Annotated in this window: 23 protein-coding genes; 14 read left to right on the top strand and 9 right to left on the bottom strand. The window is 70.6% G+C overall.

The features are described from left to right. Positions 1-31: 31 nt before the first annotated feature. The 5 genes from IF78_RS0139155 to IF78_RS0139135 all read left to right on the top strand — a co-directional run bounded on the left by IF78_RS0139155 (position 32) and on the right by IF78_RS0139135 (position 6,860). Positions 32-1,354 carry an extracellular solute-binding protein gene (locus IF78_RS0139155; protein WP_031487267.1) on the top strand — a complete coding sequence of 441 codons (1,323 nt, stop codon included), beginning with the start codon at positions 32-34 and terminating at the stop codon, positions 1,352-1,354. A gap of 122 nt (positions 1,355-1,476) precedes the next feature. Next, entirely contained in the window at positions 1,477-2,388 is a 912-nt protein-coding gene (locus IF78_RS0139150; protein WP_031487266.1) for a carbohydrate ABC transporter permease, read from the top strand. Further along, positions 2,385-3,287, top strand: a complete 903-nt coding sequence (locus tag IF78_RS0139145; protein ID WP_031487265.1) for a carbohydrate ABC transporter permease — start codon at positions 2,385-2,387, stop codon at positions 3,285-3,287. Before IF78_RS0139150 ends, IF78_RS0139145 begins: the two co-directional genes overlap by 4 nt. A 2-nt stretch (positions 3,288-3,289) precedes the next feature. Beyond that, positions 3,290-5,014, top strand: a complete 1,725-nt coding sequence (locus IF78_RS0139140) for a hypothetical protein (RefSeq protein ID WP_031487264.1) — start codon at positions 3,290-3,292, stop codon at positions 5,012-5,014. A 13-nt stretch (positions 5,015-5,027) separates the two neighbouring features. Continuing rightward, complete coding sequence (locus tag IF78_RS0139135) at positions 5,028-6,860, top strand: hypothetical protein (protein ID WP_031487263.1); 1,833 nt, start codon at positions 5,028-5,030, stop codon at positions 6,858-6,860. Positions 6,861-6,870: 10 nt separating this feature from the next. Here the strand turns inward: IF78_RS0139135 and IF78_RS0139130 are convergent, their stop codons facing one another. Both IF78_RS0139130 and IF78_RS0139125 read right to left on the bottom strand, forming a co-directional pair. After that, positions 6,871-7,476 carry a hypothetical protein gene (locus IF78_RS0139130; protein ID WP_031487262.1) on the bottom strand — a complete coding sequence of 202 codons (606 nt, stop codon included), beginning with the start codon at positions 7,474-7,476 and terminating at the stop codon, positions 6,871-6,873. 4 nt (positions 7,477-7,480) lie between these two features. Next, positions 7,481-8,161, bottom strand: a complete 681-nt coding sequence (locus tag IF78_RS0139125) for a nucleoside/nucleotide kinase family protein (RefSeq protein WP_031487261.1) — start codon at positions 8,159-8,161, stop codon at positions 7,481-7,483. A 212-nt stretch (positions 8,162-8,373) separates the two neighbouring features. On the opposite strand from IF78_RS0139125, the gene IF78_RS0139120 reads away from it, so the two are divergent. From IF78_RS0139120 to nicT, 4 genes are all read left to right on the top strand, one after another. Next, the gene (locus tag IF78_RS0139120) at positions 8,374-9,870 is read left to right on the top strand and encodes a hypothetical protein (RefSeq protein ID WP_031487260.1); all 1,497 of its coding nucleotides are present in this window, start codon (positions 8,374-8,376) and stop codon (positions 9,868-9,870) included. Further along, positions 9,867-10,811, top strand: a complete 945-nt coding sequence (locus tag IF78_RS0139115) for a lysylphosphatidylglycerol synthase transmembrane domain-containing protein (RefSeq protein WP_031487259.1) — start codon at positions 9,867-9,869, stop codon at positions 10,809-10,811. The genes IF78_RS0139120 and IF78_RS0139115 overlap by 4 nt, the downstream gene beginning before the upstream one ends. Before the next feature lie 75 nt (positions 10,812-10,886). Continuing rightward, positions 10,887-11,732, top strand: coding sequence for a proteasome subunit beta (gene prcB, locus IF78_RS0139110; RefSeq protein ID WP_031487258.1), 846 nt, complete (start codon positions 10,887-10,889; stop codon positions 11,730-11,732). Positions 11,733-11,860: 128 nt separating this feature from the next. After that, the gene (gene nicT, locus IF78_RS0139105; protein ID WP_051828556.1) at positions 11,861-13,042 is read left to right on the top strand and encodes a Nickel transporter NicT; all 1,182 of its coding nucleotides are present in this window, start codon (positions 11,861-11,863) and stop codon (positions 13,040-13,042) included. Here nicT and IF78_RS0139100 read toward each other — a convergent pair. Then, positions 13,008-13,967, bottom strand: coding sequence for a hypothetical protein (locus tag IF78_RS0139100; protein ID WP_031487256.1), 960 nt, complete (start codon positions 13,965-13,967; stop codon positions 13,008-13,010). The two genes, nicT and IF78_RS0139100, sit on opposite strands and share 35 nt — an antisense overlap. A gap of 11 nt (positions 13,968-13,978) precedes the next feature. Next, positions 13,979-15,448, bottom strand: a complete 1,470-nt coding sequence (locus IF78_RS0139095) for an APC family permease (RefSeq protein WP_031487255.1) — start codon at positions 15,446-15,448, stop codon at positions 13,979-13,981. 311 nt (positions 15,449-15,759) lie between these two features. On the opposite strand from IF78_RS0139095, the gene IF78_RS0139090 reads away from it, so the two are divergent. Further along, entirely contained in the window at positions 15,760-16,257 is a 498-nt protein-coding gene (locus IF78_RS0139090; protein ID WP_031487254.1) for a DUF5709 domain-containing protein, read from the top strand. 24 nt (positions 16,258-16,281) lie between these two features. On the opposite strand, the gene sthA is transcribed toward IF78_RS0139090, so the two are convergent. Further along, positions 16,282-17,685: a Si-specific NAD(P)(+) transhydrogenase gene (gene sthA, locus IF78_RS0139085; RefSeq protein ID WP_031487253.1), complete on the bottom strand. Its 1,404-nt coding sequence runs from the start codon at positions 17,683-17,685 to the stop codon at positions 16,282-16,284. A 187-nt stretch (positions 17,686-17,872) separates the two neighbouring features. Here sthA and IF78_RS0139080 point away from each other — a divergent pair, with 187 nt between their 5' ends. Beyond that, entirely contained in the window at positions 17,873-19,012 is a 1,140-nt protein-coding gene (locus IF78_RS0139080) for a sulfite oxidase (protein WP_031487252.1), read from the top strand. Positions 19,013-19,103: 91 nt separating this feature from the next. Here the strand turns inward: IF78_RS0139080 and IF78_RS0139075 are convergent, their stop codons facing one another. Together IF78_RS0139075 and IF78_RS0139070 are read right to left on the bottom strand one after the other, a co-directional pair. Further along, positions 19,104-19,310: a hypothetical protein gene (locus tag IF78_RS0139075; protein ID WP_031487251.1), complete on the bottom strand. Its 207-nt coding sequence runs from the start codon at positions 19,308-19,310 to the stop codon at positions 19,104-19,106. A 212-nt stretch (positions 19,311-19,522) separates the two neighbouring features. Then, positions 19,523-20,731 (bottom strand): glycoside hydrolase family 64 protein, encoded by a 1,209-nt coding sequence (locus tag IF78_RS0139070; RefSeq protein ID WP_031487250.1) that lies wholly within the window; start codon positions 20,729-20,731, stop codon positions 19,523-19,525. 500 nt (positions 20,732-21,231) lie between these two features. Between IF78_RS0139070 and IF78_RS0139065 the strand changes: the two genes are divergently transcribed. Both IF78_RS0139065 and IF78_RS0139060 read left to right on the top strand, forming a co-directional pair. Beyond that, the gene (locus IF78_RS0139065; protein WP_031487249.1) at positions 21,232-22,137 is read left to right on the top strand and encodes a GNAT family N-acetyltransferase; all 906 of its coding nucleotides are present in this window, start codon (positions 21,232-21,234) and stop codon (positions 22,135-22,137) included. A gap of 149 nt (positions 22,138-22,286) precedes the next feature. Next, positions 22,287-22,613, top strand: coding sequence for a hypothetical protein (locus IF78_RS0139060; protein WP_031487248.1), 327 nt, complete (start codon positions 22,287-22,289; stop codon positions 22,611-22,613). A 73-nt stretch (positions 22,614-22,686) separates the two neighbouring features. On the opposite strand, the gene IF78_RS0139055 is transcribed toward IF78_RS0139060, so the two are convergent. After that, the gene (locus IF78_RS0139055; protein ID WP_031487247.1) at positions 22,687-23,574 is read right to left on the bottom strand and encodes a Gfo/Idh/MocA family protein; all 888 of its coding nucleotides are present in this window, start codon (positions 23,572-23,574) and stop codon (positions 22,687-22,689) included. A 324-nt stretch (positions 23,575-23,898) separates the two neighbouring features. Here IF78_RS0139055 and IF78_RS0139050 point away from each other — a divergent pair, with 324 nt between their 5' ends. Further along, a complete protein-coding gene (locus IF78_RS0139050; protein ID WP_031487246.1) occupies positions 23,899-24,756 on the top strand; it encodes an aldo/keto reductase in 858 nt (285 codons plus the stop codon). Positions 24,757-24,949: 193 nt separating this feature from the next. On the opposite strand, the gene tnpA is transcribed toward IF78_RS0139050, so the two are convergent. Continuing rightward, positions 24,950-25,174, bottom strand: a 225-nt coding sequence (gene tnpA / locus IF78_RS0139045) for an IS200/IS605 family transposase (protein WP_107050103.1), incomplete at its 5' end; no start/stop codon positions are given.

The following is a 25,174-nucleotide window of genomic DNA, read 5'->3' as shown; positions in this document are numbered from 1 at the left end:
CTCCGTCCCCTACCACGAAATGGGATCGAAGATGACCACTGTGGGTGTGCGGCGCTCCCGCCGACTCGGCCGCGGCGGTATGCGCCGCCTGGTTCCCCTCGCTGCCGTGGCCACGGCAGGTGCCCTGCTGCTCTCCGCCTGCGGGTCGGGCTCCGAGTCGGGCGGGACCTCCAAGTCGCTGACGTTCTGGATCTCCACGGTGCCTGGGCAGGACGCGGGCTGGAAGAAGATGGTGGCGCAGTACAAGAAGGAAGCCGGCGTCGACGTCAAGCTCGTCAACATCCCCTACGAGGGCTACACGACGAAGCTGCACAACGCCGCGCAGGCGAACTCCCTGCCCGACGTGGCGGCCGTGCCGGCGCTGGACCCGATCTGGTCGAACAAGCTGATCGATCTCAGCTCCATCGCCAACAACAAGAGCAACAAGATCAACGCCAACTTCCTCGCCAAGGACTCGTCCGGGAAGGTGCTGGCCATTCCCTCGGACGTCACCGCGTCCGGCATGTTCATCAACAAGTCGCTTTTCGAGAAGGCCGGCGTCTCCTTCCCGACCTCTCCCGAGAAGACCTGGACCTGGAAGGAATTCATCAAGGCGGCGAACGAGGTCCGGGCGAAGACCAAGGCCAAGTACTCCCTGACGTTCGACCAGTCGCCGTCCCGGCTGCGCGCCATGGTGTACGAGATGGGCGGGAAGTACGTCCACGCGGACGACTCCGGCAAGTTCTCGGCGGACGCGGCGACCAAGAAGGCCGTGAACTACTTCGTCGGACTCAACGACGACAAGACCATGCCGAAGTCGGTGTGGACCAGCGGCGCCGACCCGTCGGCCATGTTCCAGAGCGGCGACGTGGTCGCCTACTGGTCCGGCGTGTGGCAGGTTCCCGCCTTCGCGGAGAGCATCAAGAAGTTCGAGTGGGCGAGCGTCCCGACTCCCGCCGAGCCGGTGCAGGCCAGCGACGTCAACAGCGGCGGCCTGACGGTGGGCTTCAACAACAACGCCGACGCGGCCGCTGCCGCGGAGAAGTTCCTGTCCTGGCTGTACGAGCCTGACCACTACCGGGCGCTGTGCGAGGCCTCCGGGTTCCTGCCGGTCGAGAGCGACCTGAACCCGAAGTACCCCTTCAAGTCCGAGGCCGCGCAGGCGGCGTTCAAGCTGTACAACGAGTCGATCCCGCTCTACGACCCGATCTCCGGCTACTTCAACAGCGCGCAGACCAACTGGGTGCTGAAGGGCAAGAGCCTCACCGAGGACCCGACCAAGGCGGAGCTCGGCAAGGCGATCAACGGCGAGCAGTCGGCCGACAAGGCCCTGGAGAACATCGTGGCGGGCTACAACCAGCAGGTCGGCGGCTGAGCGTAGGCCAGAGGGCCGGGCGGCGGGGTCCAGACGCCGTCGCCCGGCCCGGGCGCCCAGCCGATGCCGGGCCCATGGCGTGAGCCCACACGAACCCAATCCACCAGCACGGAGTCAGGAAGATGACAAAACGCGCCTCGGACGTGTCCGCGAGCCCGCCCAGGAGACGCAATAAGTACACCCTTGCGCCGCTCGTGCTCATCGCGGCCAATGTCGTGCTCTTCTCGCTGTTCTTCGTCTGGCCGGCGGTGATCGGGCTCGTCTACTCCTTCACGAACTACACAGGTGTGGGGGCGTTCCAGTTCATCGGACTGGACAACTACGACAACCTGCTCGGGGACTCCACCTTCTACGGCGCGCTGACCCGGACGCTGCTGTACACCGTCCTCTTCGTCCCGCTGAACTTCGCGCTCTCGCTGCTCGCCGCCAACCTGGTGGTGAACAAGCACGCCAAGGGCTCGTCGGTCGCCCGCGTCATCTTCTTCATTCCGTGGCTGCTGTCGCCCATCGTCGTGGGCGTCCTGTGGCGGTGGCTGTTCGGTGAGAACTTCGGACTGGTCAACTACGTCATCGAGAAGCTCGGCGGAGGCGCCGTTCCGTGGCAGTCGAACGCGGACCTGTCGCTGCTGGTGGTGGTGATGGCGGCATCCTGGATGTGGACGGGTTTCACGATGCTGCTGTTCATCGCGGCGATCAAGAACGTACCGGTGTCGTACTACGAGGCGGCCTCGCTCGACGGCGCCGGTCCGTGGCGCCAGTTCATCAGCATCACGCTGCCGAGCATCGCGCCCACCTCGTTCATCGTCATCCTGCTCAACACGATCAACGCGATGAAGGAATACCCGGTGTTCGTCGCCCTCAACAACGGCGGACCCGGAACATCGAACAACCTGCTTGTCCAGTACATCTATGAGACCGGCTTCAAACGGGGCCAGATCGGCTACGCGAGCGCCGCGTCATTCGTGCTCATGCTCATCCTGATGGCCGTCGCGATCATCCAGCTGATCGTCAACCGGCGGGTGGAGAACCGATGACAACCACAGACATGCCACGCCCGGTCGACGCCGGTCCCGGACGGGCCGTCGCCAAAAAGCGGCCCCGCAGGGCGGGTAGCGGTGGGCTCCGGCGGGCGGTGTCCGCGACGACACTGCTGTGGATCCTGGCGTGCCTGTACGGATTGCCGGTGCTGTGGTTCATCCTCAGCTCCCTCAAGCCGGCCAGCGACCTGTTCTCCTATCCGCTGACGCTGGTCCCGCGCAACCCCACCCTCTCGGGTTTCAGGGCAGCGTGGGACAGCGCCAACTTCTCCCAGTACTTCATCAACACGACCATCGTGTGTGTGATCACGACGATCCTCACGGTGGGAGTCAGCTGCTGCACCGGGTATGCGCTGGCCAAGTACGACAACAGGTGGCTCAAGGCCTTCTTCCTCTGCATCCTGGCCACCACGATGCTGCCGGGCGAGGTCATGCTCGCCCCGTCGTTCCTGGTGGTCCGCGACCTCGGCCTCTACAACTCGTTCGGCGGCATCATCCTCCCGGCCGTGCTCACCGCGACCGGATGCTTCATGTTCCGCCAGTTCTTCCTGACGGTTCCCGACGAACTCGTGGAAGCCGCACGCATCGACGGCGCCCGTGAGCTGTCGATCTTCCTGCGGATCATGGTGCCGATCTCCCGGCCCATCATGCTCACCCTCGCCATCCTGTCCTTCCAGTGGCGGTGGAACGACTACATCTGGCCGCTGCTGATGCTCAACGACCCCAACAAGTTCACCGTGCAGATCGGCATCCAGAGCATCGTCGGCGCGCAGAACATCAACTGGTCGGTCCTGCTCGGTGCGTCGGTCATCTCCATGATCCCGCTGATCGCCGTCTTCCTGGTCTTCCAGCGCTACGTCATGAACGCCGACATCAACGCCGGACTGAAGGACTGACCTTGCCCACGCCGCTCGACCCCACCCCGCTCGACCACGAGTTCGTCCGCGCGGTGGCCGGTGCCGCCGACCGGTCGGCCGCCCCGCTGGCGGCCGGCCCCGACGAGGAACCCGCCGGCGTGCCGCACCGTGGTCTTGCGCGGCGTGTGAAGACCCTGGTCGCGGCATACCGTTCCCCGGACTCGGCACTGCACGGCAGCAAGCAGGCCGTCGCCGCCGCGATGACCCACCTCCGCGCCCTGCGGGCCGTGCAGACGCCCTCCGGTCTCTTCGCGGGCGGCGACAACGTCCAGTCACCGCCCGACTCCGCGTTCACCGTCAACGACGTGTGCGACGCGTACGTCCTCGCCGCCGACGCGGGACCGGAACTGGGCGAGGTGACGGCCGCGCTCGCCGAGATCGCCGGCGCCGCCACCGCCAGTCTCCTGACCGGTGGCGTGCACACGCCGAACCACCGCTGGGAGCTGAGCGCGGCGCTCGCCCGGCTGCACCGGTCGTTCCCCGACGACCGGCTGCTCGACCGCGTCGAGGAGTGGCTCGCCGAGGGCGTCGACATCGACACGGAGGGCCTGTACTCGGAACGCAGCGCCGTCTACGCGTCCATCGTGACCAACCCGGCGCTGCTGTTGCTGGCCGAGGTGCTCGGGCGTACCGACCTGCTGGACGCCGTCGAACACAACCTCGCCACGACGCTGGACTTGATCAGGCCGGACGGCACGGTGGAGACCGTCCACTCGCGCCGCCAGGACCAGAGGCTTTCGTTCGCGCTGTGGCCCTACCTGCCGCACTACCGGCTGCTCGCGATCCGCACCGGCCGGGGCGACTTCGCCCGCGCGGCCCGCCTGGCGGCCGCCGACGGCATCGACGACCCCGACCTGCTCGCCCAGACCCTCCTCACCCCGGATCTGTGCCGCGCCCTGCCGGCCCCGGACGCGGAGAAGCTCCCGCGCGACCGGTTCCTCAGCACCGCACGCCTCGCGCAACACGCCTCGGCCACCGCGCACACCGTGGTGTACGGCGGCTCCGACGTGCCCGAGCACCGGCGCATCCGCTCGGGCCTCGCCTGCAACCCCACCTTTCTGCGCCTGTTCGCCGGTGACGCCGTCCTCGACGCGGTCCGTCTCTCGCGGGTGTTCTTCGACCTGGGCCCGTTCCGCGCCGCCGACATGGAACGGCTCGCCGACAACCGGTACCGCCTCACCCAAACCCTCGCAGCCGCCTACTACCAGCCGCTCCCGAAGGACCAGAGGCGCGACGACGGCGCCTACCGCCTGGTGGACGAGGGCCGCTTCTCCGCAGCGATGGCCTTCCCGGACCGGCCGCAGGACGAGTTCTCCCACACGATCCGCGTCGAGGTGGACCTGCGGGAGGACGGCGCCGAGCTGCGGATCGACATCAGCGGACCACCGGTGCCCTGGTCCCTCGAACTCACCTTCCGGCCGGGCGGCGAGCCGCAGGGCGCCATACCGCTCGGAGACGGACGCTGGTGCCTGACGACCGAGCCGATGACCTACCGCGTCGGCGACGACGAGATCCGGGTCGAGGCCGCCGTCGAGACGGGCGAACCCCTCGCCGGACCGGACCGGTCCGATGTACTGCGCTACGACCCTGGGCAGGACTACACCGTGGCCGGCGGCACCGACGCGACGACCGGAAACCGCGTCTACCTCGGTGGGCACGGACCGCAGACACTGACCCTCACACTGCGCGCCACCTCTCAGGCATGAAGGGCTGATCTCCTTGCACCTCCCTCGCCAGCTCGGCCCGTTGCACGACCTGCCGGACTCTCCTGAGGCTTACGACGCCGTGCTCGCCGACGTCACCGGGCAGGCCCTCGCGCGCCTCACGCCCGAGGGCAACCTCGAACACCCCGACTGCGTCGACGACATCGGCGACACCTCCCTCGGCATCACCTCGCTGCTGGCCCTCGCCTGGCAGCGCGGCAAGGACCCGCGGCTGCCGGAAGCGGTGAACCGCAGCCTCGCCTTCCATCTCCGGGAGCGGGTGTACACCGAGGACAACCCGGGCTACCCGAACCTGAAGGTCCGCGACTCCGGTCTGCCGTACGCCCGTTACGTCCTCGAGGCCGGCGCCCATCCCATCGGGGACTGGCCGAGCACGGTCTGGGCGCTGCTCCAGGCGGTCAACCTGCTGGACCTGGCGGAGGGCCTCGTCGAGGACGGGCAGCGCGCCGAACTCCTCGAGGTGGCGCACGGCTACTGGCGCTGGCTCACCGAGGCGACCTTCTTCAACCCGCAGGAGGCGGGCAACCAGGCCATCGGCTGCGTCGTCGGCGGGCTGATGCTGGCCCGCCACCTCCCGCCGGAGGAAGGGGAGTCGGTCCGATCGAGGGCGCTCGGCCTGTACGCCGAGAAGATCCGCGCCCACCGGGTCGCCGACCGCGGCGCCCTGCTGCCCCCCGAGCACGGCGGCGCGTACGACAACAACTACGGCCCGATCTCCCTGTCCTTCCTCGCCCAGGCCCACCGGATCAGCGGTGAGGAGATCTTCGCCGAGGACGGCGACGCGCTCGCCCGCTACATCGACGCCCGCCTTACCACCGGCGGCTTCGACAACGGCGGACCGCGCTACAGCGAGCAGCACAGCGGCTTCGAGTCGGTGCTGGGCCTGCGCTACTTCAGTGCCCGGATCGGCTCCGACCTCGGCCGCTACCGGGGCGACACCCGCTGGGGCCGGCACGCGGTCAAGGCGGACGGCGGCGTCGACGGTCATTTCGCGTGGATGCTGGTCTGGCAGATCCAGGACGCCACCCGCTGGCACCGGACGCCGTCCACGACCCCGGCTCGCCACCAACTCCGCGCCGGAACGGTCTCGGTGGCCTTCGACAGCCGTATGACCCCGTCGCTGGTCGAGGCCGCGGGCACCTACTACCTCCCGGCGGCCGTGAACCGGCAGCACGGCTTCGGCCCGGTGACGGACGGCTTACTGTACTGCCGCCCCATGGGTGAGGTGCGGGTCCGGGACGTCCGCGCCGACGGCCTCACGGCCAAGCTGGTCACCAAGCCGGTCGTCGGCCGTGACCACGTCCTGCGGCATGTGCGGTCCCTGTACGTCACCGACGGCACCAGCCTCTGGACGACCGTCGCGGTGGAACGGCTCCCCGGAACGCCGTACCTGCTCGCCGGCCTGCCGTACGCCACCGACGACGGCGACCGGGTCCGCCGGACCGGGGAGGGCCTGGTCACGTCGGCGGGCGAACTCCGCCTCACCCACCCGGGAGCGGACGGCGTGGACCACTTCGACGCCCGCGCGGAGCGGACCCAGGAAGAGGCGGCCTTCGCCCTGGCGGCCGACCCTCGCGGCTACGGCAACCCCGACGAGGGCTGGCGGCACCTGGTCGGCTCGACTGCCCTGGAGGCCGAACCGGCCCCCGGTGCCCCGGAGGACCTGCATGTCTTCGCCGTGCGCTACGGACCGACGGGTGCGTTCGCACCTTCGTTCGCGCACGACGGTGCGGCACTGACGGTCCGCACCGAGGCGTTCACCGCCGTGATCGGGGAGGCGGCGGGCGACGCGCACGGGGAGCCGGAGCTGACCCTGCGGGCCGTATAAGGGCTCGCACTCACCACGGCAGGCCGAGCAGCCCCCAGCCCCGCCGCTCGGCCTCGCCCACCACCGCCGCCCACTCGCGGAGCAGCACGGCGAACGCGTCGAAGTCCTCGATCCACCCGCCGGGACGCGCGGCATGGACGGCGTACGGCTCGCGCAATCCCTCGAACAGCGGTTCCGCGGTGGCCCACCGCGTCGCCAGCTCCACCACCGCCTTCGGCGGACACGCGACGAGCAGGCCGGGCCGCCGGGGATCGGGATCGCCGTGCAGGAGGCCGTCGAGCGGCGGTGGCGCGGACTCGTCGTGCCAGAACAGGCCCCGCAGGAACCCGTCGAGGCACTCCCGCAGCGCGGGAGCGGCGAAGTCCCGTACGTCCTCCCAGCCCTCCCCGGCCCAGAAGTGCGGCTTGTACGAGCCGCTGGTGCAGTGGAACGCGTACCGGCCGCACCAGTGCGGACCCGGTACCGGCGGCCACACCCACCCGGCCTCGGGCGCCGCGTCCCAGTCGAGGTCGACGTCGGGATACGCGGCCTCCTCCAGTGCGGGGAGGCGCTCACCCACGGGAGTCGACTCCAGCCGCTCCCAGTCCACCGCCAGAACCGTGATGTCCAGCCCCATGTCGTCAGGCTCCCGCGCGGGCGGCCGGCGCCTCCTGCGGGAGGGGCAGTGCTGTGCCCGGCACCACCAGATCGGCCCGGTCCCGGGTCGCGCCGACCAGCTCCGCGTTGCGCTGGTCCGAGCGCATCACCCAGGCCACCGCCTCGTCGTGCGACTTGCCGAACCGCTCGTGCCGGGCGATCAGCCGCCGGAGCCGCTCGTCCTCGTCGAGCTCGCAGAACCACACCTCGTCCAGCTGCGGGCGCACCCGCGCCCACGCCCCCGTGCCCAGCAGCAGGTAGTTGCCCTCGGTCACCACCAGCCGGGCCGTCCCTTCCACCGGAACGGCGCCCGCGATCGGCTGCTCCAGGACCCGCTCGAACCCGGGCGCGTACACGATGTCACCGCCGGCCTCCTCGTGCAGCCGCCGGAGCAGCGCCGCGTAGCCCGCCGCGTCGAAGGTGTCCGGCGCGCCCTTGCGGTCCCGGCGGCCCAGCCGGTCCAGCTCGACGTCGGCGAGATGGAAGCCGTCCATGGGCACATGGGCGACCCAGGGCTCCCCGGCACCGTTCAGCTCCCGCACGAGGTGCTCGGCCAGCGTCGTCTTGCCCGCGCCGGGACTGCCGGCGATACCGAGGACGGCACGCCGGCCGTCCCGGGGGAGGGACCGGGCGCGGCTGAGGAGATCGTCGAAGGTCACGGTCACACAGCAGAGTGTGTCACCCGGCCGGCGATGACTTCCGGCCGTACCGAGTCGCTCACGCACGAACACCACCACTTGTTCCCGCACGGCTGATGTCCCCGCCCGGAGCGGAGGACCGGCCGCATCAGGCGCCTGGCCGAACTCCGCGCTGCGCGACCACTCCATGTAGGTTAGTTTGTCCGTGATTTCGGACTTGCAGGGGTAAGGGGCGGATGATGACCCACGGCACGAAGGCCATGCTCATGAGCATGGAGCGGCGCTTTGCGGCGACCGTGCCCGGCGGGTCCTGGCGAGCGCGTGACGACGGCCTGCTCGCGCTGGTGGGCGGTGCCTTCACCCTTGCCCAACTCCTCATCGTACGGCCCTCGCTGGGGCTCGGCTGGGACGAGGTGGTGTACGTCAGCCAGGTCGGCACCGAGGCCCCGGCCGCCTTCTTCAGCGCGCCCCGCGCGCGTGGCGTATCGCTGCTGGTGTGGCCCATCGCCTCCTGGTCGTCGTCCACGACCCTGCTGCGCGTCTGGCTCGCCGTCCTGTCCGGACTCGCCCTCTACCTCGCCCTGCGTGCCTGGCGCGGACTGTTCCCACCCCGCGTCCTGGCCGGCGCGGGCGCCCTGTTCGCCACTTTGTGGGTGACCCTCTTCTACGGCCCGCAGGCCATGCCCAATCTGTGGGTCGCGTTCGGTGCCCTGCTCTGTGTCGGCTGCTTCCTGCGCGCCCGCGCCGACCGCTTCGACGGACGGGCCCTGTGGGGCGTCCTGACCGGTGCCGCGGTGATGGCGTGGATGCGGCCCACCGACGCCGCATGGGTCGTGCTCCCCCTGCTCCTCCTCGCGGTCGCGGCACGGCACCGGCGGCTCGGCGTCGCCCTGGCGGCGGGCCTCGCGGCCGGGGGCGTGCAGTGGGTGATCGAGGCGTTCGTCAGCTTCGGAGGCCTGCGCGAGCGGCTGAACCAGGCCTCGCGTATCCAGGGCGACCTGGGCTGGAACCTCGCCGTCGACGACCAGTTGCGCAGCCTGGTCGGCAGCACCCTGTGCCGGCCGTGCGACGGACAGATGCCCGCCCCGGTCGTCTACGCCTGGTGGTTCGTCCTGCCCCTGCTCGCCGTCTACGGCCTGGCCGTCGCGGTCCTGGCCGGACGCACCACCCGCACCCTGGTCCCGCTGGTGTGCGCCGCTACGGCCGCCTTCCCGTACCTGTTCATGATCGGCTATGCGGCGCCCCGTTTCCTCCTGCCCGCCTACGCGCTGCTCGCCATCCCGGTCGCGGACGCGTTGCTCCACCTGGCCAGAAGGCCGAACGGCCGGTGGCGCCCGGCGGTCGCCGCCCTGATCGCGGTCGGGCTGGCCGGGCATCTGGCCGTGCAGTACGCCGTCCTGGACCGCACCGTGGACCGCAGCACAGCGAGCCGCCAGGCCTGGGCCCGCTCGGCCGCCGAACTCCACCGCCTCGGCGTACGCCCGCCCTGTCTGCTCACCGGGCACGAGGCCATCCCCGTCGCCTACTACACCGGCTGTGCGTCCGGCGCGACCCACGGCCACAACGCCAACACCACGACGGCGGAGATCCTGCGGAACGCCCGCCGTGTCCCGGTCGGCGCCCTGACGGCCCCCGGCGGAGAACCGCCCCGGTACGCCCGCGACTGGGAGCGGCACCGACTCGACGGCCTGGAGGTCCGCATCGCCCCGGCGCTGGGCGCGGGCGGACCGGCATGACGTCGGATCAGCTCCTCGCCAAGTCCCGGCGCGCACGCGCCTGCCGGCACACCGTCCTCACGCTGGCCGTCCTGGTGGCCGTGGTCTGGCTGGCGAGGCGCCACTGGCCGACCCTCGAATCCGGTGCGGTCCGGCTCGCCGTCGCCGACCACGGCTGGCTGCTGGTGGCCGCCGCGGCGACCCTGGCGACGTGGCCCTGCTCGGCGCTTGCCCTGCAGGGCGCCGTGCCCCGTCGGCTGCCTCCGGGACAACTGGTCGCGGCGCAGTTCGCCGCCTCCGCCGCCAACCATGTGCTCCCCGCCGGCCTCGGCGCCGGCGCGGTGAACCTGCGCTTGCTGATGCGCTGCGGCATACCCGTCGCCGGCGCGGCGACGGCCCTCGCGGTCAAGGGCACGGCAGGCGCGATCCTGCGCGGCGCCCTGATCGCCGTACTCCTCGCGTCCTGCCCCGGTGTGCTGCACCTCCCGCAGGTCAGCGGCGGAACGCTGGTCGCCGGGTGCGCGGTGGCCGCCGGCGTCGCCGCCCTGCTGGCCGGCCCGTTGCGGGCCCGGTGCCGGCCGCCCCTGACGGCGGTGCGGGCGTACATCGCGGCCGTGCACGCGCGGCCGGCGAGGGCGGCGGCCCTGTGGGGCGGCTCGCTGGCCTTCGTGACGCTGCACTGCGGCGTGCTCGTCGCCGTCACCCGGGCGGTCGCGCTGCCCCTGCCACCGGCCCGGGTGGCGCTGCTCTACCTCGCCGCCAGTACGGCGGCCGCCCTGCTGCCCACGCCCGGCGGACTGGGCTCCCTCGACGCGGTGCTCGCGTTCGCCCTCACCGCCGTCGGTGCCCCTGCCGCGGTGGCCGCCTCAGCCGTGCTCGGCTATCGGCTGCTGACCGTGTGGCTGCCGCTATTTCCCGGGCTGGTGGTGCTCGGGGTACTCGTCCGACGCCGGGCTCTGTGAGCGCCAAGTGCGTTTCCCGGTCGGCCGGTTCAGGTAGGAGTCCGGTTGTCGGCCGGTTGGAGGAGGGGGAGTGCCATGGCGAGCAGTGAGCACGAGGGGCGGTTGGGGGAGGAGTTCTTCACTCCGGGGACCTCGTCGTTCACCGAGTTCCTGGCGGCACACCGCCCGGGCCTGCTGCCCATGCGCCGTCCCTTCCCCGACGGCGTCCGCGCCGCACCAGACCGCTTCCCGCACGGCACCACGGTGCTGACCCTCACCTACCGCGACGGCGTACTGATCGCCGGCGACCGCAGGGCCACCATGGGCAACCTCATCGCCCAGCGCGACCTGGAGAAGGTCCACCCCGCGGACGACCACACCGCCGTCGCCTTCGCCGGCACCGTCGGGCTCGCGCTGGACATGGTGAAGCTCTACCAGGTCGAGCTGAAACACTTCGAGAAGATCGAGGGCATTCCCATGTCCCTCAAGGCGAAGGCGTCCCGTCTGGCCGCCATGATCCGGCAGAACCTCGGCCAGGCCATGCAGGGCCTCGCGGTGGTGCCGCTCCTCGCCGGATACGACGTCAAGGCACCCGAGGGCGCGCGAGGACGCATCTTCGACTTCGAGGTCACCGGCGGGCCGTACGAGAAGTACGACTTCCACGCCGAGGGCTCCGGATCGCCGTACGCGCGCGGCGCCCTCAAGAAGCTGTACCGCGCCGGGATGTCCCGGCACGAGGCCGCACTGGCCGCGCTGTACGACGCGGCCGACGACGACTCGGCCACCGGTGGACCGGACCTCAGCCGCCGGATCTTCCCCAGCCTCTCGCTGATCACGGAGGACGGCTTCGAGCGGCTGCCCGAGTCGGAGACGGAGGAACTGAGCCGCGAGATGGTCGAGCAGCGCCGCACGCGGCCGGACGGCCCGAACGCCGCGCCCTGACCCCTGTGACCTTTCCGTTTCCATGGTGAGGATCTTCCATCCCCTTTGCTGCACACAAGGTGCAACTGCATGAGGATGGCGGCAGGCTGCGGATCGCAGTCGGTCACCCGGAAGAAAGTCCCTCGCCGATGACAGCCGCCCCCGGCACTGCTCCTTCCTCGCCCGTCCCGCGTGTCCGCACCTCCATGACGCGGCAGGAGTGGAGCAGGGTCGGCGGCATGGCCGCGTTCGTGCTGGCCCTTCATCTGATCGGCTGGTTCACCCTGGTGGCCGTCGTGGCGCCCGGGCACTACAGCATCGGTCAGCAGTCCTTCGGGATCGGCATCGGTGTCACCGCGTACACGCTCGGCATGCGGCACGCCTTCGACGCCGACCACATCGCGGCGATCGACAACACCACCCGCAAGCTGATGGGGGAGGGGCAGCGGCCGCTGTCGGTCGGCTTCTGGTTCTCGCTGGGCCACTCCAGCGTCGTCTTCGCCCTGGCGCTGCTGCTCTCCCTCGGTGTGAAGACCCTGGCCGGACCGGTCCGTGACGACGACTCACGCCTCCACGACATCACCGGCCTCATCGGTACGACGGTCTCCGGGGCCTTCCTCTATCTGATCGCGGCGATCAACCTGGTCGTCCTCGCCGGTATCTGGAAGGTGTTCCGGCGGATGCGCTCGGGCGGCTACGACGAGGCGGTCCTCGAAGAGCACCTGAACAACCGCGGCTTCATGAACCGCATCCTCGGCCGCGCCACGAGGTCGATCACCAAGCCCTGGCACATGTACCCGCTGGGCCTCCTGTTCGGCCTGGGCTTCGACACCGCGACCGAGGTCGCCCTGCTCGTCCTGGCGGGCTCGGGCGCCGCGTCCGGTCTGCCCTGGTACGCGATCCTGTGCCTGCCCGTCCTCTTCGCCGCCGGCATGTCGCTCCTGGACACGATCGACGGCACGTTCATGAACTTCGCCTACGGCTGGGCGTTCTCCCAGCCGGTCCGCAAGGTCTACTACAACCTCACCGTCACCGGCCTGTCCGTCGCGGTCGCCCTGCTCATCGGCACGGTCGAACTCCTCACCCTGCTCGCCGACCGGCTCGCCCTGCACGGCCCGTTCTGGGACCGGATCTCCGGTCTCGACCTCAACACCGCCGGTTTCGTGGTCGTAGGCCTCTTCGTCGTGACGTGGTTCGTGGCGCTCGTGGTGTGGAGGGTCGGGCGGATCGAGGAGAAGTGGACGGCCGGTGCCGCCTCGGGGTCGACCGGCCCGTCGGGCCCGACCCTCGAGCCGGTCACCGGCGCAGCCCCATCTCCCCCCGCCACCTGACGAACTGCTTCTCCGGATCGCCGGTGTAAGCCCACGGAGCCCGCGTGGCCCGGCGGCCCAGCATCCGGAACAGGGCCGCGGCGATGTCCTGGACACCGGCCTGACACGCCGCGTGCGCCAGGTAGTTGAGGTCGCGCAGCTCGCCGGGGGCCACGTCGGCCAAGGTGCGGTTCGTGATCCAGCGCTCCCAGGTGCGGCGTACGTCGCTGACGGCGCCGTCGTGGCTCCAGTGCTGGCCGAGACCCATGGAGGCGTGCTGCCCCTTGGCCGCGTCCAGGGCGTAGCGGAACTCCTCGACCCGGGCGTACTGCACGAGCACCGGCAGCGGGCAGCCCGGCGGCGCCACTCCGGCCGCGTCGCGGGCGAAGTCGTACATCAGGCCGTGGGTGCCGTGCCAGCGCGAGGAGTAGTAGTGCAGCACCTGCAGATGCCCCTCCACGCTGTACGGGTCACGCTGGTGCAACTCATCCCACCAGCGCCCCAGTTCCTGCCGCCGTACGCCCGACGGATACAGCCGTGCGACGGAGATCAGCGAGATCCACGGCGTCGGGTCGTCCGGGTAGGAGTCCGCGGCCTTGAGGCACGACAGCACCGCGGTGTCGATGCGCTGCCGGTCGATCGGCACCCCCCGCCCCGCGGCGATCGCCAGATTGAACGCCCGTGCCGTCTCCGTGGCCGCCCGCAGCACCAGCGCGTCGGAGCTGTGCGGTTCGGCGGCCAGCCACGACTCCACCGTCGAACTGCCCGCGCAGGCTTGCGCGAGCAACCGGACCCGGTGGCCCCGCACCAGCCAGTTCGGACCGGTGGCCCGCAGCAGCTCCCGCAGCCCCTGCCAGCGGCCGATGACGATGTCCTGGCGGGCGCAGGTGAGGGGTGCGTCCCCGCAGTCGGGGTCGAAGTCGGGAGCGAAGCGGTCTCTCGCCATCGGGGGCTCCCTCAGAAGTCGGTGGAAAGACCCTCGTGGACAAGGGGGTTGGTGCCGCCGTCGGCGGGAACATAGTCCGCCTCGACGGTCCGCGCGGCATCCAGCTTGGCCGGCCGGTAGTAGTCGCTGCCCTGCCGCCAGTACCAGAGCATCGGGATCAGCCCCGCCGCGAGGCCGCCGATGCCGATCGCGATCGCGGAACGGCTCAGCTCACTCAGCGACTCGACGAAGATCCAGAACATGAACAGCGCCCCGAACAGCGGCCACAGCCCGCCGAGCACGAAGTTGCCCACCGATTTCAGCAGCATCCTGCGGTAGGCGACGACCACCGCCAGACCCGTGAGCCCGTAGTAGACGGCGATCTGGAGCCCCATCGCGGAGATGGCGTCGGAGAGGATGTCGCCCACCGTGCCCAGGGCGTTGGAGGCGATGAACATCGCCAGCGCCACCACGCCGACCACCGCGATCGCCACCCACGGTGTGTTCCACCGGCGGTGCACCTTGCCCAGCGAAGAGGGCATCGTGCGGTCCCGGCCCATCGCGAACAGCGACCGCGTGACCTGGATGAGCGTGGTCTCCAGGGTGGCGATGGTGGACAGCATCACCGCCACGATCAGCAACTTGCCGCCCCAGCCCGGCCAGATCTCCGCACCGAGCACGGCCAGCACATTGGCGTTGTTGTCCTGGATCTGCTTCGAGGAGAGGATGACGTTCACCGCGATCGTGAACACCTCGAACAGCAGGAACACGATGCCCACCCCGATGAGCCCCGCGAGGCCCGTCGTACGGCGGCTGTTGCGGGTCTCCTCGCTGAGGTTGCTGGTGACGTCCCATCCCCAGTAGTAGAACGCGGCGATCAGCGCCCCCGAGGCGAACCCCGTCACCCCGTCGAAGTGCCCGAAGCCGAGCCAGGACCAGTCGAACGCCCGGGCGCTGTCCGAGTGGAAGAGGGCGAGTACGGCGAACAGGGCCAGTATGGCGAGCTCGACACCGGACATCACCAGCTGCGCCCGGACGGTGAGGCGGGCGCCGCCCAGCACCACGAACAGCATGACCAGGAACCAGCCGGCGCCGACCAGCGTCGACAGGGCGGTGTTGTCGGCGAGTTCGGCGTCGAACAGGGCCAGCGTCATCGATCCGGCGGGCAGGGAACCGGCCACCATGAAGATGGTCGCCGAGATGACCAGCGCCCAGCCGCTGATGAACCCCAGGAACGGGTGCAGTGTGCGACCCACCCACGAGTAACTGGCGCCCGCGTTCACGTCGATCCGGCTGAGATAGCTGAAGGCCAGCGCGATGCCCAGCATCGGTATCGCGCAGTAGAGCAGCGTGGCCGGACTGGCCAGGCCGACCGCGCCGACGAGGACCGCCGTGGTCGCGGCGATCGAGTACGCCGGGGCGCTGCCCGCGACCGCCATCACCACCGTGTCGAAGGTGCCGAGGGCATTGGCCTGCAGCCCTCTGCCCCTGTTGTTGCTCATGGATGCGCTGCTTTCCGTCTTGCACGACGCGAGGGCGAACCCGGCCCGGACGACGTATGGGGGGTGGGGTGGTGCAACGCCACGAACCGCAGAGGGATGGCCTCGGGGCAGGGGCGGCGAAAGCGGGTGGCGGACACTGTACGCCGTTGCGTTGCCGTGCAGTCACGCCGCGTGTGCGAGTGATGATAGCCACACTCATTGAGGTTTCAAGAGCGGTGGATCTTCCGGGGGTTGGACACCGCGCAACGGGAAACGCGTTCAGGACATGCGTGAGCCGAACCAGCCGACGCGCACGAGCGAGGGAGGCAGTCATGGGCACCGAACACACGCCCTCCGAGCCGATGGCCGACGACGCGTACCAGCCCACCGCAGGCAACGAGGAGCAGGAGGACGCCGCGCCGCTCGACCTGCAGGACGCCGTGGACGAGCGGACCTACGACGACACCCTCGACGAGGGCTATTCGCCGCCGGAGAAGCCGCTCGGTGTGACCAGGCACGGCACGACGGCGGCCGAACAGCACGAGGGCGAAACCCTCGACGAGCGGCTCACCCAGGAGGTCCCCGACGTGGCCGAACCGGCCGGTGACGACGTGGGTGATCTGCCGGGCGGCGACGGCGAACCCGTCGACCCCGAGGCGGGCTTCGATCGCGCGGGCCGCCTGGTGGCCCCGGACGAGGGAGCCCACCCCGACACCACGAAGGAGGAGATCGCCGCCGACCGGGGCATCGACGCCGGCGCGGCCGGCGCCGAGGAGGCGGCGATGCACGTGGTGGAGGACGACAGGCTGCCGGAGGACGGGGAGAGCTGACAGGCGCGACCTGTTGTCCCGGGTTCAGTCCCCGATCCGGTCGATCTGCCGCAGCCGGTTCGTGGCATCCAGGGCGGCGACCTTGTAGGACTCGGCGAGTGTCGGGTAGTTGAACACCGCGTCGACCAGATAGTCGACGGTTCCGCCGCACCCCATCACCGACTGCCCGATGTGAATGAGCTCCGTCGCCCCCGAACCGAAGCAGTGCACCCCGAGCAGCGTGCGGTCCTCGGGGGAGACCAGCAGCTTCAGCATGCCGTGCGAGTCGCCGATGATCTGTCCCCGGGCCAGTTCCCGGTAGCGGGATATGCCCACCTCGAACGGCACCCGGTCCTCGGTGAGCCGGTCCTCGGTCCGCCCGACGAAGCTGATCTCCGGGATGGTGTAGATGCCGATCGGCTGGAGGTTGTGCATCCGGCCCACGGGCTCCCCACAGGCGTGGTACGCCGCCGCCCGCCCCTGCTCCATCGAGGTCGCGGCCAGTGCCGGGAAGCCGATGACGTCGCCGACGGCGTAGATGTGCGGGACCTCGGTGCGGTAGTGCTCGTCGACCGTGATCCGGCCACGCGCGTCCGCCGTGAGCCCCGCCCTGTCCAGTTCCAGCTCGTCGGTGAGCCCCTGCCGGCCCGCCGAGTACATCACCGCGTCGGCGGGGATCTTCTTGCCGCTCTCCAGGACGGTCAGCGTCCCGCGCGGATGCCGCTCGACCGCGGCGACGGTCTCCCCGAAGCGGAACGTCACGGCGAGATCGCGCAGGTGGTACTTGAGCGACTCGATCACCTCGATGTCGCACATGTCGAGCATCCCGGCGCGCTTCTCCACCACGGTGATCTTGCTGCCGAGCGCGGCGAACATGCTGGCGTACTCCATCCCGATCACTCCGGCGCCCACGATGACCATGGAACGCGGCACCCGCTCCAGCGCCAGGACGTTGTCCGAGTCCATGATCGTCCGCCCGTCGAACTCCACGCTGGCGGGCCGCGCGGGCCGGGTGCCGGTGGCGATGACGATGTGCTCGGCGGTCAGCAGCCGCTCGTGGCCGGTGACCTTGCGCAGGGCGACGGTGTGCGGGTCGACGAAGCGACCGGTCCCGGCGTACAGGGCGACGTGGTTGCGGGACAGCTGGCTGCGGATGACGTCCACCTCACGGCCGACCACGTGCTGGGTGCGGGCGGTGAGGTCGGCGACGGTGATGTCCTCCTTGAGCCGGTAGCTCTGCCCGTACAGATCGCGCTGGGTGAGACCGGTCAGGTACAGCACCGCCTCGCGCAGGGTCTTGGAGGGGATGGTCCCGGTGTGGATGGAGACGCCGCCGACCATGTCGGGACGGTCGATGACGGCGACCCGGCGGCCCAGCTTGGCCGCGGCGATGGCGGCCTTCTGGCCGCCCGGTCCGGATCCGATGACGAGCATGTCGAAGTCGGGCACCCTCAGGAGTCTGACAGCCGGAGGACTCCTCACGAAAGGGTGAGCCCGAAAACATCGCCGGTGTGAAGTGCCGGGCGGGAAACGGAGGTTGTGCCACCGCCCCGCCGATATGGGAGTGGCCGTGGCGGGGGCCGGGCGGTTGCGGCGGACCGGAGCGATTGGGGGTGTATGGGTCGATAATGCAGGTATGGGGCATCGACTCGCCGACGCGAGCGGACCGGCCCGGCTGGCCGCCCCCGAGGAGGGCATCGGCCGGGACGAGCTGGCGCTCGCAACGCGCAACCACGGCCTGCCGCTCGAAGCCCTGCGCTACGACCTCACCCCGCCGGGCCTGCACTACGTCCTGACCCACTACGACATCCCGTACGTCCCCGACGACACCTCCTGGCGCCTGACCCTCGACGGCCGCGTCCGCCGGCCGCTGCGTCTCGCCATGGCCGACCTGCGGACGTACCCGCAGGTCACCGTCCGGGTCACGGTGGAGTGCGCGGGCAACGGCAGGGCCCTGCTGACACCCCGGCCGGTGAGCCAGCCCTGGCTCGTCGAGGCGGTCGGCACCGCCGAGTGGACGGGCGTACCGCTGCGTCTGCTGCTGGCGGAGGCCGGAGTCGAGCCCGACGCCGTCGAGGTGGTCTTCACGGGGGCCGACCACGGGGTTGAGCGCGGTGTCGAGCAGGACTACCGGCGCGCCCTCCCCTCGGAGGTGGCGACCGGCGGCGATCCCGAGGTACTGGTGGCGTACGCGATGAACGGCGAGCCGCTTCCCCCGCAGCACGGCCGTCCGCTACGGCTGATCGTGCCCGGCTGGTACGGCATGGCCCACGTGAAGTGGCTGCGCGAGATCACGGTCACCGACGTTCCGTTCACGGGATTCCAGCAGGCCGTGGCCTACCGGCTGCGGCAGCACCACGAGGAAGAGGGCGTGCCGGTCACCCGCATCGCCCCTCGCGCCCTGCTCGTCCCACCGGGCTTCCCCGACTTCATGTCCCGGGCACGGGTGGTCCGACCCGGCCCGGTGGCCCTTCAGGGGCGTGCCTGGTCCGGGCTGGCGCCGGTGACGCGGGTCGAGGTCAGCACGGACGCGGGGCACAGCTGGCGGGAGGCCGAACTGGAGCCGGACGCCGGTCACCGGTGGGCGTGGCGCCGCTGGCGGCACGATTGGACGGCGATCCCGGGTGAGCATGTGCTGAGCGCACGGGCCACCGACGCCGAGGGGCACAGCCAGCCGCTGGAGCAGCTCTGGAACCGCGGTGGCTTCGCCAACAACGTCGTGCAGCGGGTACCGGTGCTGTGTGCGGACGAGGGTGACTCCGCGGGACGCGGATGAGGGACGAGGCCGACGACGGGCGCGGCACGGCAGGCACGCACGGCCGCCCCGGGTGCCGGCCGCACCCGAGGGCGACGCGCGCGGACAGGACCTAGGGCAGCAGCTTGTCGAGGGCGGACGGTCCCTCTGCCTCCAGCTTGCGCTTGGCCCATTCCAGGTTGCGCGGGGTGATGTCCTTGCCTGAGGCAAGCACGATGTCCTCGGGTGACACTTCGGTGCCGGTGCGGGCGTGGAGCAGGTCGTCCGGGGTGGCGCGCTCCTCGGACGGCCCGGACGCTTCGGGCTGGGACGTCGGCATCATCTCTGCTCCTCGGATCCGGATGACTTCTTCGGGCCCGGTGCGGTCATCGGGTCTGTTAACACCATTCAACGCCGGAGCCGACCCTGCATCCGGAGCGCCGGACCCGCTGTGCACCGTGGCCTCCTGGTCACCAGGGGTACCTCTTCGTACCAGAGGGAAACCCCGCAGCCCGGCCCGGCACCCGCCCGGGCCGCACCCGGGCCCTCGCGTCAGCTCTCGAAGGGCGTCAGTGTCAGCCGGATCCCCGTCGGCGCCGTGTCCTGGATGTACGACGCGAAGTCGGCGACGTCGTCGAAGGCGAAGCCGTACGCCTTGCCGTCCTCGGTGGCCGTGTGCATTGCCTTGGCGTAGTGGTTGGTCAGGCCGGTGCGGTAGAAGGTGGCGGCGTCGGTCGTCGGCTGGGCGGGATGGCTGAGCAGCGTCGAGCGGTTGAATCCCGCGCCCAGGACGGCGGCGACGGGGCCGGTCGTGCCGTCGTTGGGGGCGGCGAGGTTGCCGTCGCAGAACAGCACGTCCCGCGTCGACGGCTTGGCGAAGGACACCTGGGCGGGCCCGTCGAAGGTGAACCGATCGCCGCGCACCCGCCCGGTGAACGTCCCTGCGTTGGTGGTGACGGTGAGGTCCCGCCCGGTGTACGTGCTCCACACCTCGTCGATGTACGGCGCGAAGTAGTCCTTGGCGAACAGACCGGCGTCCAGGCCGTGCCCGGGGGCGATGACGCGGGTGTCGTCCACCACGAGCCGCGCGAACTCCGGGACCTGGCGGACCGCGGCGAACGCGGCCGCGCGCCCGCCGGACCGCAGCGTGCCCGTCGTCTGGTCCTTGGCGCCGGTCAGCCGGATGCTCAGCGGCACGCTGAACATGTCGACCATGGTGGTGTTGCAGAACATGCCGGCGGCGTTGAAGGTGAACTCCGCGCAATCGTGCAGCACCGGGTAGTTGGGGTCGGACGTGACCCAGCCCGCCGGGTACTGCAGCGCCGCGTTGCCGTTGCCGTCCGTGACGGCCTTGAACCTGAGCTTCTGGCCGAGGGCCACATAGATCCGGCCGGACATCTGGGGGAGCGACAGCCGGGTCTCGCCGCTGCCGGCCAGACTGATGGCGTAGTCGGTGAAACCGTCGGGGCCGTTGTCCGACAGGGCGATCGGCGCGAGGGTGCCGTCGGGCGTGACGCGTACCTGCCTGCCGTCCTGGTTGCCGACGATGTAGACGTGGACGTTCGCGTTGCCGAAGGAGCCGCTGTTGTTGACGATCGTCAGCGGCAGAGTGGCCGCCGCGGCGCGTGTGCGCCTGTCCGTGGGCGTGCCCGCGAGGGCGTAGGGGGCGAGGGTGGCGGCGGTGGGGACGGCCACGGCCGTGCCGCCGAGGGCGAGGAGAAGCCTGCGTCGACCGAGAGGGCGCTGGTGACGGGATGTCATGTGGGGGGACTCCCTGGGTACTTGTGCGGATACCTGGGCTTCGGTGGGGAGACCGAAGGTGGGGAGCAGCTCATCGTGAGAGCGCTCTCAGAGCTGCGGTCGCCCCTACCGATGGGCCCCGATGCTACGCACGGTCCCTGCGTGAGCCAACGGTTCTGCCCGCTTCCCAAGTCCCGCTGAACTGCGGGAACTTGAAAAGCCACAGAATGAGCACGAGCGCTTAACCCTGACCTAAGGCCTACTTAAGCCTGTCAGGCCTCTGAGAGCGCTCCCGGAGCGGCCGGCCGTCGGCAGGGCGAGCCCTCCCGCAGGTGCCGAGAAATTCCGTGGACGGCTCCCCGAAAGATCACGTACGGTGTGGTTCCACGCCCTGAGACGGACGGAAGGAGGCGAGTGCCGTGCAGTTCACACCTTTCCAGCGCTCCCTCTCCCGTTGCCCCGGCGTGATGCGTGAGATCTGACCGGGAGCGCTCCAAGCAGCCCGTATCCCGGAGGAATCCGTGACCGACCTGGTCATTCGTGCGCTCTCTGCGAGCGACGCCCATCTCTTCGACGCACACCCCGACCCGCTCGGCGCCCGTGAGGGGCACCGGCGGACCCAGTTCCGCCCCGAGTGGAAGCGGGTGGCCCTGCGCGACGGCGCGGTCGTCGCGCGCGGCGCCTGGTGGGGCGGCCCCGACGACTCGGAGCCCATCAACATCAACTGGTTCGACGTGGCCGAGGGCGAGGAGGCGGCCGGCGCCGAACTCCTGCGCTCCGCCCCCTGGCAGGTCGAACTCGAGATCAACCTGCCCGGCGGCTGGCGGGACGATCCCGACCTGAAGGCCGCCGCCGAGGCCCGCTTCGGCGCCGCCAGGTCGGCGGGCTACGAACTCCTCGTGGAACGCTTCCTGTACCGCTGGACGCCGGAGCTCGGCCTGCCCGAGCGCCCCGGACGCCTGCGCTTCCGTGCCGAGCCGGACGACGCGGTCTTCCTCGACGCGCTGCGCCGCATCCACTCCGCAACCCTCGACGCGCACTCCCTGCGGGCCATCGAGGAGGGGGGCCTGGACCAAGCCGCCCAGGAGGAGCTGGACTTCTTCCACTGGTGCCCGTCCCCACGGGAGTGGTGGCAGCTCGCGCACACCCCGGACGGCGACCTCGTCGGCATCCACATCCCGGCACACAACCCCTCCGGCCCGACCATCGGCTTCATCGGCGTCGTCCCGGAACAGCGCGGCCACGGCTACGCCTACGACCTCCTCGCCGAGTGCACCCACCATCTCGTCAGTCAGGGGGCGGAGTTCGTCACCGGAGCCACGGACCAGGGCAACTTCCCGATGGCCGCGAACTTCGCCAGAGCGGGGTTCCCCGTCGTCAAGGAGCGCATCAACTTCCATGCGACGGGCCAGGCCGGCGAGGCGTAGCGCCGAGGGGCCGGTTGGCGACCGGCCGTAGCCGACAGGCGGTCCGGTCCGACGGCAGGTCCGGGCCGACGGCAGGTCCGGGCCGACTGTCAGTGCCAGGTGGCATGCTGGCCGGACGGTGTGATCGACAGCGGGCACGGGAGGCGGGCATGGGGTTCGACGGCGAGGTCTGGCAGGTGCGCGGCGGCGCCGAGCCGGTCGGGGAGATCCTCATCGACGAGGCCGACTTCCCCTGGCTGTCGGGCCGTTTCACACCCGGCCCGGGGTACGGCGCGGTCCGCGACCTGTTCGCCCGTGAACTCGCCCTGCTGGACCGGGACCTCGAGGAGAGCCGGGAGGAGTGGGAGGCGGCCTACGACGAGATCCGAAGACGCGTCTCACTGTCCTCACCGGACGGCCCGGTCGCCGAGTTCCTGCTGCACATCGACGGCGACCGGGCGTGGTTCCGGTGGAGCAAGGAGCCGTTCGAGGACTGATCGAGCGTCCGGCCTGTTGTACAAGGAGCCACGCCACACAGCCCTCGCAAGGAGTCTGACGGCGAATCCGCCGTCAGACTCCACCGTCCAGCAGCCCTTCGGCCTCGGCCAGAATCTCGGTGACCCGCAGCCCGAAGGCCGCGTCGCATGCGTGCGCCCGCCCGGTGCGGGAGGCGGCCAGCAGGGCGTCCCCGGCGCGGATCAGGGCGGACACCGCGCTCTCGGAACTCTCCGGGAGGAGTGTCACCCCGGCCGCGCCCCGTAGCTCCACCGCGGCTCCCGCCGCCGCGGGCGGCGCCGTGAGGCTCAGGGCCAGGGTGCTCGACGCGCCGCCGACGTGCTCGACGACCAGATGGACGGTGTCGCCGGGGCCGTGCGCGGCGGCCGCCACACGCCGTGCGTCACCCAGGGCCGGCAGCAGCACGGACAGCGCGTGCGGGCCCACGTCCCACAGCGCGCCCTTCTCCCGCCGCCACGGCGAGGCCGCGAACGGGCTGTCGTCACCGCTGAACACGGCGCCGAGCCACTGCGCCCGTCCCGTGAACCAGCCCTCCACGGCCGCCTGTTCGGTGATCCACGCCCCGGTCTCCGGCTGGAACCGGGTGGTGAAGAAGACGACCGAGGCCACACCGGCCTCCTCGACGGCCTCGACGACCGCCCGTCCCTCCTCCACCGTCAGCGCGAGCGGCTTGTCGAGCAGCAGATGCCGGCCCGCCCGAGCAGCCCGCACCGCCAACTCGACCTGGACGGACGGCGGCAGGGCCACGGCGACGGCGTCCACGTCGGCGAGCAGCGCATCGACATCGTCGTAGACAGGCACGCCGTAGCTGTCGGCCAGCTCCTTGGCGGCGGCCGTACGCCGGCCCCACACACCCGCGAATTCGAGTTCGCGGTGCCGGCTCAGGGCGGGAGCGTAGGCCATCTGGGCCCATGGCCCGGTGCCGAGCAGTCCTATGCGCATGCCGAAGCCTCCCGCTGTGCCGAAATGTCCGCATCCGACCCCCGCAATGTCGCGGCCGATGCGCCGTCGGCCGGGTCGATCGGGGTCGGTCGGGGTCGGTCGAGGGTGAGGGTGTCACACCTCCCGGGAGGCGGCGCAAGGCGATGGGCGGTCGATCTCAGTACCCGGAGATTCAGCGGCGCCATCGCTGAATGCGTTCTCTATCTTCTATTGGACCTGTCGCTGAGGGACGGCCAGGCTTGTCGGAGTCCGGCGGCTGTGATCCCCCGTGCGCCGCCGGCCGTCAACGTTCCTTGCGCGACAGGCGAAAGAGGTCACGAGCCCATGCACACCCGCCGCATCGGTGACGTCGAGGTAAGCGCTATCGGTCTGGGCGCGATGCCCATGTCGATCGAGGGGCGCCCGGACGAGGCGCGTTCCCTCGCCACGATCCACGCCGCGCTCGACGCCGGCGTGACCCTGATCGACACCGCCGACGCCTACCACCGGGACGCGGACGAGATCGGTCACAACGAGACCCTGATCGCCAAGGCCCTCGCCTCGCACGACCTCGGCAAGGACGTCCTGGTCGCCACCAAGGGCGGCCATCTGCGCCCCGGCGACGGCAGCTGGACGCTGGACGGCAGCCCCCGGCACCTCAAGGAGGCCTGCGAGGCGTCGCTGCGCCGGCTCGGCGTGGAGGCCATCGGGCTCTACCAGTTCCACCGGCCCGACCCGAGGGTGCCGTACGCCGAGTCCGTCGGCGCCGTACGCGACCTGCTCGACGAGGGAAAGATCCTCATGGCCGGGATCTCCAACGCGAACCCCGACCAGATCAGGCAGGCGAACGACATCCTCGGCGGCCGCCTGGTGTCCGTGCAGAACCAGTTCTCCCCGGCTTTCCGCTCCAGCGAGCCGGAGCTGCGCCTGTGCGACGAGCTCGGCATCGCGTTCCTGCCCTGGAGCCCGCTGGGCGGAATCTCGCGGGCCCGTGAACTGGGCTCCGCCTACGCCCCGTTCGCCCGGGTCGCCGAGGCGCACGGGGTGAGCCCGCAGCGGGTGTGCCTGGCGTGGATGCTCGCCAAGTCGCCGGTCGTCGTGCCTATTCCGGGATCCAGCCGGCCGGAGACCGTCCTGGACTCGCTCGCCGCGACCGACCTCGTGCTCGCCGACGAGGACGTCGCGGAGTTGGACGCGGTCTGAAACTCCGCTACCGGGACGAACACCCCGTACGCACCCTCGCCCATCTCTTCCGCGCCGACCGCCACCGCCTCGCCGCGGCGGTCGGCGTCTTCGCGGTCAGGCACAGCCCGGTCTGGCTGCTGCCGCTGATCACCACGTCCATCCCTGATCTTGCGTGGGTATCCCCGGCTTCAGCCGGGGAGGGAAACGCATCTCAGGACTGCTCTGATGCGCAGGTCACAGCGGACGTTTTTTGCTGCTCGATGTACTGACGGATCACGGTGAGCGGTGCGCCGCCACAGGAGCCGGCGAAGTAGGAGCGGGACCAGAAGACGGAGCCCATCCCGATCCGGTTGATGCGGCCGGTGTACTCGGCCCGCAGGTACCGGGAGCTGACGCCCTTGAGGCTATTGATCAGCTTCGACAGGGCGACCTTCGG

Origin of the sequence: Streptomyces bicolor (assembly GCF_000719285.1) — a bacterium.
In the GTDB taxonomy this organism is placed as follows: domain Bacteria; phylum Actinomycetota; class Actinomycetes; order Streptomycetales; family Streptomycetaceae; genus Streptomyces; species Streptomyces bicolor.
Note: the sequence above shows the minus strand (reverse complement) of the source record. Positions and strands in the feature narration are given on the sequence as shown.